At 69.7% G+C, this 15,542-nt stretch carries 13 protein-coding genes; 5 read left to right on the top strand and 8 right to left on the bottom strand.

The features are described from left to right. The first annotated feature begins 8 nt into the window (after nt 1-8). The 4 genes from ILP86_RS17845 to ILP86_RS17830 all read left to right on the top strand — a co-directional run bounded on the left by ILP86_RS17845 (nt 9) and on the right by ILP86_RS17830 (nt 3,942). On the top strand, nt 9-1,295 hold the full coding sequence (locus tag ILP86_RS17845; RefSeq protein WP_193762571.1) for a sensor domain-containing protein: 1,287 nt from the start codon (nt 9-11) through the stop codon (nt 1,293-1,295). A 136-nt stretch (nt 1,296-1,431) separates the two neighbouring features. Further along, the gene (gene paaI / locus ILP86_RS17840; RefSeq protein ID WP_193762570.1) at nt 1,432-1,860 is read left to right on the top strand and encodes a hydroxyphenylacetyl-CoA thioesterase PaaI; all 429 of its coding nucleotides are present in this window, start codon (nt 1,432-1,434) and stop codon (nt 1,858-1,860) included. 23 nt (nt 1,861-1,883) lie between these two features. Next, the gene (gene paaK, locus ILP86_RS17835) at nt 1,884-3,203 is read left to right on the top strand and encodes a phenylacetate--CoA ligase PaaK (RefSeq protein ID WP_193762569.1); all 1,320 of its coding nucleotides are present in this window, start codon (nt 1,884-1,886) and stop codon (nt 3,201-3,203) included. A gap of 97 nt (nt 3,204-3,300) precedes the next feature. Further along, nucleotides 3,301-3,942 carry a TetR/AcrR family transcriptional regulator gene (locus ILP86_RS17830; protein ID WP_193762568.1) on the top strand — a complete coding sequence of 214 codons (642 nt, stop codon included), beginning with the start codon at nt 3,301-3,303 and terminating at the stop codon, nt 3,940-3,942. A gap of 21 nt (nt 3,943-3,963) precedes the next feature. Here the strand turns inward: ILP86_RS17830 and paaZ are convergent, their stop codons facing one another. The 5 genes from paaZ to ILP86_RS17805 form a co-directional block, all read right to left on the bottom strand. After that, nucleotides 3,964-6,045 (bottom strand): phenylacetic acid degradation bifunctional protein PaaZ, encoded by a 2,082-nt coding sequence (paaZ, locus tag ILP86_RS17825; protein WP_193762567.1) that lies wholly within the window; start codon nt 6,043-6,045, stop codon nt 3,964-3,966. Continuing rightward, the gene (locus ILP86_RS17820; protein ID WP_058632478.1) at nt 6,042-6,926 is read right to left on the bottom strand and encodes a 3-hydroxyacyl-CoA dehydrogenase family protein; all 885 of its coding nucleotides are present in this window, start codon (nt 6,924-6,926) and stop codon (nt 6,042-6,044) included. The genes paaZ and ILP86_RS17820 overlap by 4 nt, the downstream gene beginning before the upstream one ends. Beyond that, nucleotides 6,923-7,693: an enoyl-CoA hydratase/isomerase family protein gene (locus ILP86_RS17815; RefSeq protein ID WP_058632477.1), complete on the bottom strand. Its 771-nt coding sequence runs from the start codon at nt 7,691-7,693 to the stop codon at nt 6,923-6,925. Before ILP86_RS17815 ends, ILP86_RS17820 begins: the two co-directional genes overlap by 4 nt. Next, nucleotides 7,693-8,883, bottom strand: coding sequence for an acetyl-CoA C-acyltransferase (locus ILP86_RS17810; RefSeq protein WP_193762566.1), 1,191 nt, complete (start codon nt 8,881-8,883; stop codon nt 7,693-7,695). Before ILP86_RS17810 ends, ILP86_RS17815 begins: the two co-directional genes overlap by 1 nt. A 122-nt stretch (nt 8,884-9,005) precedes the next feature. Further along, nucleotides 9,006-10,325, bottom strand: coding sequence for an MFS transporter (locus ILP86_RS17805; protein WP_046748874.1), 1,320 nt, complete (start codon nt 10,323-10,325; stop codon nt 9,006-9,008). Between the two features lie 255 nt (nt 10,326-10,580). Between ILP86_RS17805 and ILP86_RS17800 the strand changes: the two genes are divergently transcribed. Further along, a complete protein-coding gene (locus tag ILP86_RS17800; protein WP_193762565.1) occupies nt 10,581-11,855 on the top strand; it encodes a sensor domain-containing protein in 1,275 nt (424 codons plus the stop codon). Nucleotides 11,856-11,887: 32 nt separating this feature from the next. Here ILP86_RS17800 and ILP86_RS17795 read toward each other — a convergent pair whose 3' ends face one another. The 3 genes from ILP86_RS17795 to ILP86_RS17785 are packed head-to-tail and all read right to left on the bottom strand — an operon-like array spanning nt 11,888 to nt 15,455. Beyond that, on the bottom strand, nt 11,888-13,315 hold the full coding sequence (locus ILP86_RS17795; RefSeq protein ID WP_193762564.1) for a dihydrolipoamide acetyltransferase family protein: 1,428 nt from the start codon (nt 13,313-13,315) through the stop codon (nt 11,888-11,890). After that, nucleotides 13,312-14,340 carry an alpha-ketoacid dehydrogenase subunit beta gene (locus tag ILP86_RS17790; protein ID WP_193762563.1) on the bottom strand — a complete coding sequence of 343 codons (1,029 nt, stop codon included), beginning with the start codon at nt 14,338-14,340 and terminating at the stop codon, nt 13,312-13,314. Before ILP86_RS17790 ends, ILP86_RS17795 begins: the two co-directional genes overlap by 4 nt. Further along, on the bottom strand, nt 14,337-15,455 hold the full coding sequence (locus tag ILP86_RS17785; RefSeq protein WP_141370211.1) for a thiamine pyrophosphate-dependent enzyme: 1,119 nt from the start codon (nt 15,453-15,455) through the stop codon (nt 14,337-14,339). The genes ILP86_RS17790 and ILP86_RS17785 overlap by 4 nt, the downstream gene beginning before the upstream one ends. Nucleotides 15,456-15,542 lie beyond the last annotated feature (87 nt).

Genomic DNA, 15,542 nt, shown 5'->3' with positions numbered 1-15,542 from the left:
GAGGGTCCATGTCCACACGGTGGTCGTCACGAACTGTCCTGGGAGTGCTCACGGCGGGGGCGATCATCGCCCTGTCGGGGTGCGTGCCCGCACCGCAAGCCACACCGAAGCCGACTCCGGCAACCGAGAGCCCTGCTCCGGCGCCGTACGACGGTCCGACGGTGTTCGTCGGAGACCAGCTCGACTGGTTCCTGCCGAGCGCCGACGAGATCGCCGGTCTCCTCCCCGACGTCGGCGACGTGGGGTCGCCGTCAACGTCGCTGATCCAGATCTCCGACGGAGGCGGCCCCGAGCTCTCGCCGGCGATCTGCAACCTCTTCCTCTACGAGCCTTCCCAGGCGTCGATCGGCGCGCGCTCGGTCACGTGGACCAGCTCCCTCCCCGATGGGCGGGACGGCTGGATGCATGTGCTCCAGTTCGCGGACGAGGCGACGGCGCAGGGGCTGATGGACCGGTACGTCGAGGTGGCGAAGCAGTGTGCGGACTTCACCTACGGCAGCGGCGCGTCGACGTTCGACTCGACCACGCTCGACTCCGGGGATGGGATCCGCGCCGTCACCGGAGCGTTGGTGCTCGACGACGGACTCGGCGGCGGACACCGGCTCTACCAGGGGTACGCGTCGGTCGGCAACGTCCTCGTGAACTTCTGGCAGCCGTTCACCGGCGACGCCGCCTTCGACGCTGAGCGGGCCGCCGCGTTCCTGAGCGACCAGGCGTCCGACGCTCGGTCGCAGCTGATCGAGGAGTTGACCGCGAACCCGCCGGCGCCCGCAGCGACGCCGCCTGCTGTCGACCCTGCTGCGGCGTGGAGCAGCTGGCAGGTGAGCGCTACCGGGATCGGGCCGATCGTCCTCGGCTCCGACCTCGACGAGGCCATCGCGGCCGTCCCGGGAGCGACGGTGATCAGGCCGGAGTGGGACGGGGGGCAGACGCGGATCGTCAGTCCGGACGGTTCGGCCTCTGTGCTGTTGTGGACCGACGCGGGCGACTCCGTCGTCGATGCCGCATCCATCGGTTCCGCGAACGTCGGGAACGAGCCCCAGGAGGATCCTGCCGCGTTGCCGACGGCAGGCGAGGTGCGGATCGGCGACACCGTCGGCGAGGCCGAGGATGCGTTCCCCGGGGGCACGGCGATCCGTATCGTGTCCTCCGGCGAGTACTTCTATCAGTGGACGACGCGCGAGGGGGCGGCGATCCGGTTCCGCGTCGATCGCGACGCCGGCGACCCGAGTGCCGTGATCACCGGCATCCTGACGGAGGATGCGACACTGCGCCGGCTTCCCGACTTCAGCTGAGGGGTTCGTCCACAGGCCGGGATCCCGGAGCAGACGAGGCTGACCTGCTTGACTAACTGAACGATCGGTCGGTTAGTATGAGCGGATCGGGTACCGCAGGTGCAGCGCCCGAACCCGCTCGACGAGGAGGTCGACGATGACGGAAGCGACGGCGTGGACGACGGACGACGCGCGCCCGAACCGCGCGATGATGGAGCGCGACCGCGCCTCGGCTTCGCTGGGCCTCGTGGTCGAACGCGATGACCCCGGCCACGCGGTCGTCTCGATGCGCGTGCGGGACGACATGACCAACGGCTTCCACATCACCCACGGCGGCTTCGTCTTCGCCCTGGCGGACACCGCCTTCGCGATCGCGTGCAACGAAGACGACAGGGTCACCGTGGCCGCCGGCGCGGACATCTCCTTCCTGAAGCCGACCGTATCGGGACAGACCCTCACCGCCACCGCCGTCCGACGGTCGCTCAGCGGACGCTCCGGCATCTACGACGTGACCGTGGTCGACGAATGGGGCGATCCCGTCGCCGAGTTCCGCGGGCGCTCCCGCACCACCAGCCAGACCTTCTGAATGCTCCGGAGAACCTCGTGTCGATGACGACCGCAACACCCTCCCACGTCCACCCGCCCGCATCCGCCGAGCTCGACGCGGAAGAGCGGATGTCGCGCGACGAGATCGCCGCGCTCCAGCTCGGTCGACTCCAGCAGACCGTGCGCCACGCCTACGCGAACGTGCCTCTCTACACGCGCAAGTTCGACGAGGCCGGCGTGCACCCGGACGACATCCGCACGCTCGACGACGTGCGGCTGCTTCCCTTCACGACCAAGGCGGATCTGCGCGAGACCTATCCGTTCGGGATGTTCGCTGTGCCGATGTCCGACGTCGCCCGCATCCACGCCTCCAGCGGCACCACCGGCCGCCCGACGGTCGTCGGCTACACCAGAGGCGATCTCGAGCGGTGGGGCGCGCTGGTCGCGCGTTCGCTGCGAGCCAGCGGCATCCGCCCCGGCATGAAGGTGCACAACGCCTACGGCTACGGACTCTTCACCGGCGGGCTCGGCGCACACGCGGGCATCGAAGCGCTCGGCGCGACGGTCATCCCGATGTCCGGCGGCCAGACCGCACGCCAGGTGCAGCTGATCCTCGACTTCGAGCCCGACGCGATCCTGTGCACGCCCAGCTATCTGCTGACGATCGCCGATGCGATGGCCGCGCAGGGAGTCGACCCGCGCTCCACCTCGTTGAAGGTCGCGGTTCTGGGAGCGGAGCCCTGGTCGAACGAGATGCGTCACGAGCTCGAGCAGCGCCTCGGCATCGACGCGCTCGACATCTACGGTCTCAGCGAGGTGATGGGGCCCGGTGTGGGCAACGAGTGCCTCGAGACCAAGGATGGTCCGCATGTGTGGGAGGACCACTTCCTGCCGGAGATCATCGACGGAGAGAGCGGCGCCGTGCTGCCGGACGGCGAACTCGGGGAACTCGTGTTCACCTCTCTGACCAAGGAGGCGTTCCCGGTCATCCGCTATCGCACCCGCGACCTCACCCGCCTGCTTCCCGGGACGGCCCGGGCCGGGATGCGGCGGATGGAGAAGATCACCGGCCGCAACGACGACATGATCATCCTGCGGGGCGTGAACGTGTTCCCCACGCAGATCGAGGAGCTGGTGCTGGGGATCGAGCAGCTGACCCCGCACTTCATCCTCGAGCTGTCGAAGACGGGGCGCATGGACACGCTGAAGGTCCGCATCGAGCGGCACCCTGACCTGTCCGTCGAGACCTGCCGCAGCGCCGCGGAGGTGCTGGCGCAGCGGATCAAGATCTTCGTCGGATCGACGGTGGCCGTCCAACTCGAGGAGCCGGGAGCGCTGCCCCGGAGCGAGGGGAAGTGCAAGCGGGTGTACGACCTGCGCTGATGCGGGCGATGCGGGGATTGACACGGAGAGTCGTCGCGCCCGCCTCGCGGTCGGTGCTCCCGCCCGCCCGCCGCTTCGAGTGCGAGACTGTGGGGTGATGTCCGAGATGCAGAGCACGCGACGAGGCCGACCGGGGTACGACCAGCAGGGGATCCTCGCCGTCGCCGTCGCCGCGTTCAACGAGTACGGGTACGACGCCACGTCGATCGGGATGCTCGCCGAGCGCCTCGGTCTGTCGAAGTCGGCGATCTACCATCACTTCGGCTCGAAGGACGAGATCCTCGACCTCGCTCTGGACGCGGCGCTGAGCGGCTTGGAAGCCGTGGTGGACGGCCCGATTCCCGACTCGGCTGCCGCTCAGGGGGCATCGAGCGCGGTCGACCGGCTCGAGCAGGTGCTGCGCGGCGCCGTCCGGGTGCTCGTGGAGCAGCTGCCGGCCGTGACGCTGCTGCTGCGGGTGCGGGGCAACACCGAGGTGGAGCGCAGGGCTCTCATCCGTCGCCGGGCGTTCGACCGTCGGATCACCGCTCTCGTGTCTGAGGCGCAGCGCGAGGGGGAGCTGCGGGCCGACATCGACGCGAGTGTGGTGGCGCGTCTGGTGTTCGGGATGATCAACTCGATCGTCGAGTGGTATCGGCCCGGCGGGCGCGAGGGCGCCGACCGTCTCGCAGACGACGTGGTGGCCGTCGCCCTGGACGGCTTGCGCACGGACGATGAAGCCGGAGCCGCGGTCGTCTGACCGGGGCTCCGGCGCTCAGCGTCACGCCGCCGCACGCTCCTTCGCCACCAGGGTGAGCACGTCGTACGTGGCCACGATGTCATCGTGCTGGTTCTTCAGCACCGCATCCCACCGCACCTCCCCGTACTCGTCGGTCTCCCTTGGGGTGATCTGCTTCGCGGTCAGCTCGACCCTGATGTCGTCGCCGGGGGAGACGGGCGTGACGAATCGCAGATTCTCCAGCCCGGAGTTCGCCAGCACGGGGCCGGGAGCCGGGTCGACGAACAGCCCCGCAGCCCACGACACCAGCAGGTATCCGTGCGCCACGCGTCCGGGGAAGAACGGATTCGCGGAGGCAGCGTCCTCGTCCATGTGCGCGTAGAACGTGTCGCCGGTGAACGCCGCGAACGTCTCGATGTCGTCGAGGGTCACCGTGCGCGAGCCGCTGGCCACCTGATCGCCGACGTGCAGTTCGGCCAGCGACTTTCGGAACGGGTGCACGCCGTCGCCCCGCTCGTACGGGCGCGAGCTCGCACCCTGGTGCCAGACTCCCGTGAGCGCGGTCATCATCTCCGGGGAACCCTGCACCGCGGTGCGCTGCATGTGGTGCAGCACCGCCCGGATGCCGCCGAGCTCCTCACCTCCGCCCGCGCGGCCCGGGCCACCGTGCACGAGGTTCGGGAGTGGAGAGCCGTGCCCCGTCGAGGTGCGGGCGTCGTCCCGGTCGAGGAAGAGGACGCGCCCGTTGTAGGCGGCCATGCCGGTGGCGAGGGCGACGGCCACCTCGGGGTCGTGCGTCGCCACGCTCGTCACGAGCGAGCCGCCGCCGCGAGCCACGAGGCTGCTCGCCTCGTCGAGGGTGCGATAGCCGACGATGCTCGACACGGGTCCGAACGCCTCGATCTCGTTCACGGCGGGGCTCGTGGGATCGGGGAAGCGCAGCAGCATCGGCGCCACGAAGGCGCCGTCGGGGGCTGCTCCTTCGGTGCCGTCGGCATGGCGGACGATCGGCGCGTCGGTCGTGCCGATCACCAGTTCGCCGCCGCCGGCCTGCAGGCGGTCGACCCGGCGCAGCACCTCCTCACGCTGCGCGGTGGAGGCGAGCGGGCCCATGGTCACCCCTTCGGCGCGCGGGTCGCCGAGGATCACGCGCGACGACAGCCGCTCGCGGACCGCGGCGATCACGTCGTCGACAGCTTCCGCCGGCACGATCGCCCGGCGGATCGCGGTGCACTTCTGCCCGGCCTTCGTGGTCATCTCGGCGACCAGCTGCTTGACGTACGCATCGAACTCCGGCGTGCCCGAGACGGCATCCGTTCCGAGGACCGACGCGTTGATCGAGTCGGTCTCGCTCGTGAAGCGCACCCCTCCCGTCTGCACGGCATCGTGGGCACGCAGGCTCTCGGCGGTCGACGCGGAGCCGGTGAAGGCGACCAGATCGCCCAGCCGCAGTTCGTCGAAGAGACCCGGCACGCTACCGGAGACCAGCTGCAGCGACCCGTCGGGGAGGAGCCCCGATTCCACCATCACGCGCACCATGGCCTCGGCGAGGTATCCGGTGGGGGTGGCCGGCTTCACGACGGTGGGGACGCCGGCGAGGAACGCGGGTGCGAACTTCTCGAGAGACCCCCAGACCGGGAAGTTGAAGGCGTTGATCTGCACGGCGACGCCGCGGAGTCGCGTGTAGATGTGGCGGCCGAGGAACGAGCCGTCCTTGGAGAGGTTCTCGACACCCCCGTCGACGTACACTTTCGCGTTGGGCAGCTCGCGCCGGCCCTTGCTGGAGTACGCGAACAGCACGCCGATCCCGCCGTCGATGTCGACCCAGGAGTCCTGCGCTGTGGCACCGGTGCGGCTGGACAGCTCGTACAGCTCGGCCTTGCGCTCGGTGAGGGCGAGGGCGAGCTGCTTGAGCACCACGGCGCGCTGATGGAAGGTGAGCTCTCCCAGCGACGCCTGTCCCACGGTGCGGGCGTGGTCGAGCACGGGCCCCAGATCGAGCCCGTCGGTCGAGACGCGGGCGACGACCTCTCCCGTTGAGGCGTCACGGACATCCGTGGCCTCGGCGTCGGACGACGGCGTCCACCACGCTCCCTCGACGTAGCTGGGGAGGATCTCGATCATTTCTGTTCCCTTCCTGAGGCGTCCCATTCGTAGAAGCCGCGTCCGCTCTTGCGGCCGAGGTGGCCTTCGGCGACCAGGCGTCGCAGCAGGGCCGGAGGTTCGAAGCGCTCACCCAGCTGTGCGGAGAGGTACTCGGCGATGCCCAGGCGCACGTCGAGGCCCACGATGTCGGTGAGCCGCAGCGGACCGACGGGGTGCTTGTATCCGAGCGTCATCGCGGCGTCGATGTCCTCGGCGGAGGCCACACCTTCCTCCAGCATGCGGATCGCCTCGAGCCCGATCGCGACGCCGAGGCGGGACGACGCGAATCCGGGAGCATCGGCCACGACGATCGGTGTCTTGCCGATGGCGGCCACCCAGCCGCGGGCGGCATCGACGAGCGCAGGAGCGGTGCTCGCACCATGGACGATCTCGACGAGGGTGGAGGCGGGCACCGGATTGAAGAAGTGCATGCCCAGCAGCCGCGAGGGGCGATCGAGCACCGCAGCCAGCTCATCGATCGAGATGGACGAGGTGTTCGAGGCGATGGCGGCGTCCGGTGCGATCTGCGCCTCGACCCGACGGAGCGCGTCGACCTTGAGGGCGAGGTCCTCCGGAACGGCTTCGACGACGAGCGTGCACTGCGCGAACAGGGCGGCATCCGTGCCCGTGGTCAGGCGCGCCCGATAGGCCTCGGGGGAGTCGAGGGCCGTGCCGCGTGCGACCGAGGCGTCGATGGACTCGAGCACGCGTGCCGTGGCCGCCTCTGCCGCGTCGGCGTCGCGTTCGACGATGCCGACCCGGGAGCCGGCGAGCAGGAAGGCGTGCGCGATGCCCGCGCCCATACGTCCGCCGCCGAGCACCCCCACCTGTTCGGGCGCGATGAACGTGCTCTCGGTCATCGGTCTCTCCGTTCGAGGAAGTCGGTCATCCGTCGGAACTTCTCCGGGCTCTCGAAGAGCTCGGCCTGGGCTTCCAGATCGGCGGCGGGATGGTGGTCGCGGGGTGCCCGGAACACCCGCTTGGTCGCGATGGTCGCTGCGGGGTCGTTGCGGGCGATGCGGTCGACGATGGCGTGGGCGGTCGGCAGCAGGTCCGTCGTCTCGTGGATCGCCGAGACCAGCCCGATGCGCAGCGCCTCCTCTGCCTTCACCGTGCGACCCGTGAGCAGCAGCTCGATCGCCCTGGCGTCGCCGACGATCTCCTTGAGACGCCAGCTCGCGCCGGCCGCTGCGAGGATGCCCAGCCCGGTCTCCGGGTTGCCGATCGCGAGCGTCGGCGTCCCGATGCGGATGTCCGCCGCGTAGGCGAGCTCGGCTCCACCGCCGAGCGCGTAGCCGTCGATCGCCGCGATGACGGGCATCGGCAGTTCGGCGAGTCGGACGAACGCGTGAGCGTTGATCCCGCGCAGCGCGTCGGCGGCACGCCGTTCGCGCAGTTCGGCGATGTCGGCACCCGCCGCGAAGACCCCGCCGGCGCCGGTGAGGATCAGCGGGAGCGGCACGGTCTCCAGCTCGGTGCACAGCGCGTGCAGCGCGTCGATCGTGGCCTGGTCGATCGCGTTGCGCTTGTGCGGCCGATTGAGGGTGGCGACCACGCGGTCGTGACGCCTTTCGACGAGGAGGGGTTCGTCGTGCGCCTGCGTATCGCCGAGGGGAGACCGCGGCATCACACCTTCTCCACGATCAGAGCAGCGCCCTGGCCGACGCCGACGCACATGGTGGCGAGTCCGTAGCGGGAGCCCTCGCGCTCCATGCGTCCGAGGAGCGTGACCAGAAGGCGGGAGCCGGACGAGCCGAGCGGGTGACCGAGCGCGATCGCTCCGCCGTCGGCGTTCACACGGGATTCGTCCAGCCCGAGGCGTCGGAGGCAGGCGATGGACTGGGTGGCGAACGCTTCGTTGAGCTCGACGGAGCCGATGTCGTCGATGGAGAGCCGGGCGCGCTGCAGCGCCTTCTCCGTGGCGGGCACCGGTCCGAGGCCCATGATCTCGGGCGCGAGTCCTGCGCTGGTGCCGACGACGATCCGCGCCCGCGGTGTCAGCCCGTGCCGCTCGACCGCCTCCGCGCTCGCGACCATGATCGCGGAGGCACCGTCGTTGAGCGCGCTGGAGTTTCCGGCGGTGACGACCTGACCGCCCGCGACGACGGGCCGCAGTCGGGCGAGGCCTTCGAGCGTCGTCTCCGGTCGAGGGCCCTCGTCCACGAGCACCTCACCCGAGCCGACGGGGACTCCGACGATCTCCGCCTCGAACCGTCCGTCTGCGATCGCCGCGGCGGCCCGTTGCTGCGAGCGCAGGGCGAATGCGTCCGCCTCTTCGCGTCCGATGCCGTCGACGCGCGCGACCTCCTCCGCGGTCTCCGGCATCGTGTACGTCGCCTTCTCGCGGGCCAGGAGCCGCGGGTTCGGGAATCGCCAGCCGATCGAGGTGTCGAACGCGGCGCCGGGCTTCGCCCATGCCTTCTCGGGCTTGGCCTGCACCCAGGGTGCGCGGGTCATCGATTCGACGCCGCCGGCGATGATGAGGTCGGCGTCGCCGGCACGGATCGCCTGGGCGGCCATCGTGACGGCGGACATGCCGGAGGCACACAGTCGATTGACCGTGATGCCGGGGACGCTGTCGGGAAGGCCGGCGAGCAGGACCGCCATCCTGGCGACATTGCGGTTGTCCTCGCCCGCCTGGTTCGCGGCGCCGAGGATGACCTCGTCGATCTCCGCCTGGAGGGGGTCGACGCCTGCGCGTCGCGCGGCCTCGCGGACGACGATCGCTGCGAGGTCGTCGGGACGGACGGAAGCCAGGGCTCCGCCGTAGCGACCGACCGGGGTGCGTACGCCTCCGACGAGGTAGGCCTCGGTCATGCGGAACTCCTGACTGCGTTGTCTCGACGGGTTGCCCGTTGTCCGGACGATCGGCCCGAATTACTGACCGATCGTCCGGTAATTATGTCACAGGTGTGGCCGGCGCCGCGATCGGGGCGGCTTCAGCTGAGCAGGTCCACGCCCTTCGTCTCCTTGACGAGCGAGACGCCGATCAGCGAGATCACGGATGCCACCGCGATGTACACGCCGATCGTCCAGGCCGCGTGGAACTGGTTCATCAGCGCCTCCGCGATCATCGGCGCGAACGCTCCGCCGAGGATCGCACCGAGGGCGTAGCCGATGGAGACGCCCGAATAGCGCACGTTCGCGGGGAACATCTCCGCGTACAGGGCTGCCTGCGGGCCGTAAGAGAGTCCGAGCGCGAACGTCATCACGAACAGTGCCACGAAGTACCAGAGGATGTTCGCGGTGTCGATGAGGAACCACATCGGCACCGCCCAGAGTGCGAGCGCCACGTAGCCGATCTGGAACGTGCGGATGCGGCCGAGCCGGTCGGAGAGGTGTCCGCCCCACAGGGTGAAGATGAGCCACCCGAACGAGGCGAGGGTGGTCGCCAGCAGCACCGGGGGTCGGTCCATGCCGAGGGTGGTGACGGCGTAGGTCGCGAAGAACGCGATGAGCAGGTACCCCGCCGCGTTGTTCGCGATGAAGATGATCGCGGTGAGGACGACCTGCTTGGTGTTCTGACGGAAGAGCCGGCGCAGGGGAGCGGATGCCTCCTTGCGGCGGCGCCGCAGGTCCTCGAACACCGGGCTCTCATCGACCGCGCGTCGGATCACGTAGCCGACCGCGATGAGCACGATCGAGAGCAGGAAGGGGATGCGCCAGCCCCACTCGAGGAAGGCCTCCGGCGACATCGAACTGGTGAGCACCCACAGGGTGGAAGTGGCAAGGATCATGCCGACGGGGACGCCGATCTGCGGGAACGCCCCGAAGAGTCCTCTGCGGCTGTTCGGCGCGTGCTCGACGGCCATCAGGGCGGCTCCGCCCCATTCGCCACCCGCGGAGAATCCCTGCACGATGCGGAGCAGGATCAGCAGGATGGGCGCGGCCACGCCGATCGCGGCATACGTCGGAAGGAGGCCTATCAACGACGTGGACAGGCCCATCATGACGAGGGTGAGCACGAGCATCTTCTTGCGACCGAGCTTGTCGCCGAGGTGGCCCGCGACGATCGCGCCGAGCGGGCGGAAGAGGAAGGAGATGCCGATTGTCGCGAACGAGAGCACCTGGGCGAAGCCGGGGTTCTCCTGTGCGATCGGAGCCAGGAAGAGGGGCGCGAGCACCAGCCCCGCTGCTTGCGCGTAGATGAAGAAGTCGTACCACTCGATCGACGTGCCCACGAGGGTGCCGGCGAGTACGCGCCGTTCTTCGGCGGGCATCCGTGTGGATGGGGTGCGGTCGGAGACTGCTGACGTCATGAGAACTCCATTGTTCTGCGATTCCGGGGGAGAGAGCACTGTGGCGGTGCTCGGGACTTTCCTAACCGAATGATCGGTCAGTAATTGCCGAGCGTACCGCATCGGGGTCGCGTGGAACGTATGCGTTCGAGGGCATGCGATCGGTCTCGGTCTGATCTCGACACGGTCGCCCTTCTCGCGCCATCGAGTCCGGGAACCCTACGATCAACGCAGGGGGCGCCGGATCGGCGCTGTATGACACATCGGAGGGTTCGCATGGCGCGTTCTGGAATCGCTCGCATCCACGTCGGAGGAATAGCGGTCGCCGCACTTCTCGTGCTCTCCGGCTGCGCGCCGGGGGCCGATCCCGAGCCGACCGCTGCTCCGGAGACGACGTCGCCACCGGAGCCCTATACGGGGCCCGCGATCTTCGTCGGTGAGGAACTGGAAGGATTCCTGTTCACCGCCGACGAGATCGGTTCGCTCCTTCCCGGCTCGACCGACATCGGTGAGCCGTCCTCCGTTCTCGAGCAGATCTCCGATGGCGGCGGCCCGGCGATCGTCCCGGAGGTCTGCGGCGCGCTGTTCGCCGAGCAATCGTTGTGGAGCGTCGGGTCGCGCAACGTGTCGTGGACGACGACGGCCGACTCGGACTATCGCTTCGGGCAGATGCTTGCTCTCCAGTTCGCCGATGAAGCGCATGCACAGGCGCGACTGGACCAGCTCGTCGACGCGGCGGCACAGTGCGCGAGCTTCGACTACAACGGCCCTGCCTCGTTCGAATCCGTCACTCCCGCGGCCTCGGACAACGTGCGCGCACTGGCCGGCACGTTGACGCTGCCGGAGATCGAGGGGGGATGGTCGACGTTCAGCGCCTACGCCACGGTCGGGAACGTTCTCGTGCAGGTATCGCAGTCGCTCGACGGAGAGGCCCGGCCGGATGCCGAAGCCGTCGCGGAGAAGCTCCAGGAGCGAGCGGAACAAGCTCGCGCCGCGTTGATGGACAAGCTCACCGCGAACCCCCCGACGGAGCAACCGGAACCTGCTGAGAATGCCTCGGCCCCCTGGGGTGACTGGATGATCACGGCCGGCGGTGTCGGGCCGATCCGTCTCGGAGACCCCGTCGACGAGGCGATCTCTGCGGCGCGAGCGGCGCAGGTGATCCCCCCGCCCTTCCCGGGAGACCCCTCGAAGCTCGTGAACGACGCGGGCACGAGCTCGATGCTCGTCCAGGCGACCGAAGACGGCGCCGCCGTCGCATCCGTCACCGTCGGCGACGCCCGCTCCGTCTCCGGGACGACTCAGGTCGGCGCGGACCTCCCGGCGATCGACGGACTTCGCGTGGGGGCTCCGGTCGCGGACGTGGTCGCGGCGTACCCGCAGGGCACGACGGTCTCGGTCGTCTCCTCCGAGGAGCATTGGTACGACATGGCGTCGCGCGATGGTCGATTGCTGCGGTTCCATGCCGATCGCGATGTCGAGGAGCCGGGCGCCACGATCATCGGCATCACGGTGGAGGACGCCACGAAGCGTCCGCTCGTGTTCGGCTGACCCGGAGCGCGGCTCAACCGAGCGCGCAGCGCCTACACCCTCCCGAATGCCCGCAACGGATGCTCGATGAGTTCGGTCACCCGGCGCAGGAAGCCCGCGGCGTAGCCTCCGTCGCATACCCGATGGTCGAACACCAGCGAGATCTGCACGATGCGGCGGGCGGCGATCGCTCCGTCCACGACCCACGGGCGCTCGATGATCCGGCCGATCCCGAGGATGGCCACGTCGGGATGGTTGATGATCGCGGCCGAACCGTCAACGCCCAGGCTTCCGTAATTGTTGAGCGTGAAGGTCGATCCCCGCAGCCGCTCCGGTGGCATCGCGCCGGAGCGGGCCGTGGTGGTGAGTTCGCGCAGTGCCGAGTCGAGCTGGGTCACGGAGAGGGCATGGGCGCGGGGGACGACCGGGACCAGGAGCCCTCGTTCGGTGTCGGCGGCGATGCCGAGGTTCACTCCGTCGAAGGAGAGGATCTCGTCCCCGTTCTCGCTGAGGCGCGAGGCCAGCACGGGGTACTCCTCGAGGGCGAGCAGGACGAAGCGGGCGAGCAGTGCGGTCACCGACGGCGCCTTGCCTCCCTCCGGAGCCATCCGCGCACGCAGATCCCACAGCTCGGTGGCGTCGACATTCACCCAGACCGTGGCCTCGGGGATCTCGGACCGGCTGCGGGAGAGCTTCGCGCTGACAGCCTTGCGCAGCGGCGACATCCGCTCGCGCGCGCGCATCTCGAGACCGTCGACCGTCTCGCCTGCTTCGGGGCCCACGCCTGTTCCTGGCGTCGTCCGGCCGCTGTCGTGTGCGGAGGCGCCGTCGGCCACTGCGTCGACCGCGCCGTCCACCGCGGCACGCAGCACGTCGGCGCGGGTGATGGCACCATCGGCGCCGGTCGCTGTGATCGAGTGGACGTCGAGACCGAGGTCTCGCGCGAGACGACGCACGAGCGGGGAGCGGACGGCGACGGGGCGCCGCTCGGAAGATCCAGCGGGCGAAGTGCCCGCAAGCGTCCCCGATGCGGAGTGGATCGTCGTCGATGCGGGGTGAATCGTCGTCGATGCGACCGGGGGGCGCCGCCGTCCCCTGGTCGCACGAGCGGTGGTGCCGTAGCCGATGAGGACGTTCCCTGAGCCCGCGCGTTCCTCCTCGCGGTACGCCTCGTGCTCGGGCTGGGTGGGCGGAGCGGGAGTCGCCGCGGAGGACGGGGAGTCCGCCACCTCGAGCACGGGGGCGCCGACGTCGATCGTGTCCCCGGCGGTGCCGTGCAGAGCCGTGATGACTCCGGCGAACGGCGACGGCAGCTCCACGATGCTCTTCGCGGTCTCGACCTCGGCGATCGGCTGGTCCGTCACGATGGTGTCGCCGACCGCGACGAGCCACTGCACGAGTCCGGCCTCGGTCAGCCCCTCGCCGAGGTCGGGCAGTCGGAACACCCGCGTGCCTGTCTGCGGCTTCACCGGAGTGCTCATGATTCGTCCTCCCAGTGCAGGGTGTCGATCGCATCGAGCACGCGGTCGACGTCCGGCAGGTACCAGTGCTCGAGCTTCGGAGGTGCGTAGGGCGTGTCGAATCCGGTCACCCGTCGCACGGGCGCCGCCAGGTATTCGAAGCAGCGCTCGAACACGCGTGCCTGGATCTCGGAGGCGACGCTCACGTAGCCCGGCGCCTCCGCGACGACCACGGCACGGCCTGTCGACTTCACGGCGGCCGTCACGGTGGCGTCGTCGAACGGCGAGAGGGAGCGGACGTCGACGACCTGCACGCTCCGCCCCTCCGCAGCGGCCACCTCGGCGACCTCCAGTGCGAGCGGCACGGACGAGCCGTACGCGAGGAGCGTCACATCCGTGCCGTCGCGGGCGATACGCGCCGAACCGAGCTCCGTGGTGACTGAGGTGTCGACCTCGCCCTTGCTCCAGTACAGCTTCTTGGGCTCGAGGAAGATCACCGGGTCGGGCGAGGCGATGGCCGCACGCAGCAGGGAGTACGCGTCCTGCGGAGTGGCCGGGCTGACGACCGTGAGCCCGGGGGTGTGGGCGTAGTAGGCCTCGGACGAGTCGCAGTGGTGCTCGACGCCCCCGATGCCGCCCCCGAACGGGATGCGGATCACCAGGGGCATGCGCATGCCACCGCGCGTGCGGTTGCCGAGCTTGGCGACATGGCTCACGACCTGTTCGAACGCGGGGAGGGCGAAGGCGTCGAACTGCATCTCGATCACGGGGCGCAGCCCGTTCATCGCCATCCCCACCGCGGTGCCGACGATCCCGGACTCCGCGAGCGGGGTGTCGAAGCAGCGGTCCTCACCGAAGCGTGCGGTGAGTCCATCCGTGATGCGGAAGACGCCACCGAGGGCTCCCACATCTTCGCCGAAGACCACCACGTCCGGATCCGACTCGATGGCGTCGGCCAGCGCCCTGTTCAAGGCGGCGGCCATGGTCATCGTGGTCGTCGTGGTGGCTCCGCTCTCGATGCGCGTGTCGTCCTGTGCGATCGTCATCGGTGGCCTCCGGTCGTGGCGTGCTCGGCGTCGGCGAGACGCGAGCGTTCGATCTCGTCGCGCAGCAGGTGCCACTGCTCGTCGAGCTGAGGGGAGCGGGTCGCGGTCACGAAGCGGAACAGGTCTTCGGGATCGAGGTCTGCGTCGGTGTTCAGAGCTGCCCTCATCGCCGCCGCGATCTCCTCGGCACCCGAGGCGAAGCGCTCCTCGGCGGCGGCGTCGAGCGCCCCTGTCGCAGTGAGATGCGCGCGCAGGCGCAGGAGCGGGTCGCGGGCGAGCCAGGCCTGCACTTCCTCGCGCTCGCGGTAGCGGGTGTCGTCGTCGGCGTTGGTGTGCGCCTGCATGCGATAGGTGTGCGCCTCGACCAGGGAGGGGCCGCCCCCGGCGCGGGCGCGGTCGACGGCTTCCGTGAGCACCGCGAGGACCGCGGCCACGTCGTTGCCGTCGACGCGCTGCCCCGGCATGCCGTAGCCGACCGCCTTGTGTGCCAGGGAGGGGGCAGCGGTCTGCCGGGAGAGGGGCACCGAGATGGCGAACTCGTTGTTCTGCACGAAGAACACGACCGGGACATGGAACACGGCGGCGAAGTTCATCGCCTCGTGGAAGTCGCCCTCGCTCGTGGCGCCGTCGCCGCAGAGCGCGAGCACGACGGTGTCCTCACCGCGGTGCTTCGCCGCCTGCGCGAAGCCGACCGCGTGCAGGAGCTGGGTCGCGAGCGGGGTGGCCTGTGGGGCGACGCGGTGCGCGCGCACGTCGTAGCCCGAGTGCCAGTCGCCCTTGAGGAGCACCATCGCCTCAGCGGGAGCGATGCCGCGGGCGATCACCGCGACCGAGTCGCGGTACGTGGGGAAGAGCCAGTCGGTGTCACCGAGCACCATCGCCGCTGCCACCTGGCATGCCTCCTGACCATGTGACGAGGGGTAGACCGCGAGGCGGCCCTGGCGGACGAGCGCGCCCGCCTGGTCGTTGATGCGTCTGCCTTCGACGAGCCCGCGGTAAGCGGCGAGCAGGACGTCGGCGGCGGGGAGCGCGTATGCCTCGTCGGGGAGGGTGGTCCCGTCCTCGTCGATCAGTCGTACCGCGGTGTCTCGCGGGAGCATGTCATGGGGGTGCATCCGTCCGCCTTCCTTGCCGAACTCGATGAGGACAGCATGCCGCGCATGCGACAGTCATCCAAGAACCGCTGCGCAATCATGGACGAT

The organism is Microbacterium sp. R1 (genome assembly GCF_015159725.1).
Taxonomy (GTDB): domain Bacteria; phylum Actinomycetota; class Actinomycetes; order Actinomycetales; family Microbacteriaceae; genus Microbacterium; species Microbacterium oxydans.
Note: the sequence above shows the minus strand (reverse complement) of the source record. Positions and strands in the feature narration are given on the sequence as shown.

What these genes read in the sequence shown, in the direction of transcription:
- ILP86_RS17845 (WP_193762571.1), top strand. Translation starts at nt 9, where the DNA reads ATGTCCACACGGTGGTCGTCACGAACTGTCCTGGGAGTGCTCACGGCG.
- paaI (WP_193762570.1), top strand. Translation starts at nt 1,432, where the DNA reads ATGACGGAAGCGACGGCGTGGACGACGGACGACGCGCGCCCGAACCGC.
- paaK (WP_193762569.1), top strand. Translation starts at nt 1,884, where the DNA reads ATGACGACCGCAACACCCTCCCACGTCCACCCGCCCGCATCCGCCGAG.
- ILP86_RS17830 (WP_193762568.1), top strand. Translation starts at nt 3,301, where the DNA reads ATGTCCGAGATGCAGAGCACGCGACGAGGCCGACCGGGGTACGACCAG.
- paaZ (WP_193762567.1), bottom strand. Translation starts at nt 6,045, where the DNA reads ATGATCGAGATCCTCCCCAGCTACGTCGAGGGAGCGTGGTGGACGCCG.
- ILP86_RS17820 (WP_058632478.1), bottom strand. Translation starts at nt 6,926, where the DNA reads ATGACCGAGAGCACGTTCATCGCGCCCGAACAGGTGGGGGTGCTCGGC.
- ILP86_RS17815 (WP_058632477.1), bottom strand. Translation starts at nt 7,693, where the DNA reads ATGCCGCGGTCTCCCCTCGGCGATACGCAGGCGCACGACGAACCCCTC.
- ILP86_RS17810 (WP_193762566.1), bottom strand. Translation starts at nt 8,883, where the DNA reads ATGACCGAGGCCTACCTCGTCGGAGGCGTACGCACCCCGGTCGGTCGC.
- ILP86_RS17805 (WP_046748874.1), bottom strand. Translation starts at nt 10,325, where the DNA reads ATGACGTCAGCAGTCTCCGACCGCACCCCATCCACACGGATGCCCGCC.
- ILP86_RS17800 (WP_193762565.1), top strand. Translation starts at nt 10,581, where the DNA reads ATGGCGCGTTCTGGAATCGCTCGCATCCACGTCGGAGGAATAGCGGTC.
- ILP86_RS17795 (WP_193762564.1), bottom strand. Translation starts at nt 13,315, where the DNA reads ATGAGCACTCCGGTGAAGCCGCAGACAGGCACGCGGGTGTTCCGACTG.
- ILP86_RS17790 (WP_193762563.1), bottom strand. Translation starts at nt 14,340, where the DNA reads ATGACGATCGCACAGGACGACACGCGCATCGAGAGCGGAGCCACCACG.
- ILP86_RS17785 (WP_141370211.1), bottom strand. Translation starts at nt 15,455, where the DNA reads ATGCACCCCCATGACATGCTCCCGCGAGACACCGCGGTACGACTGATC.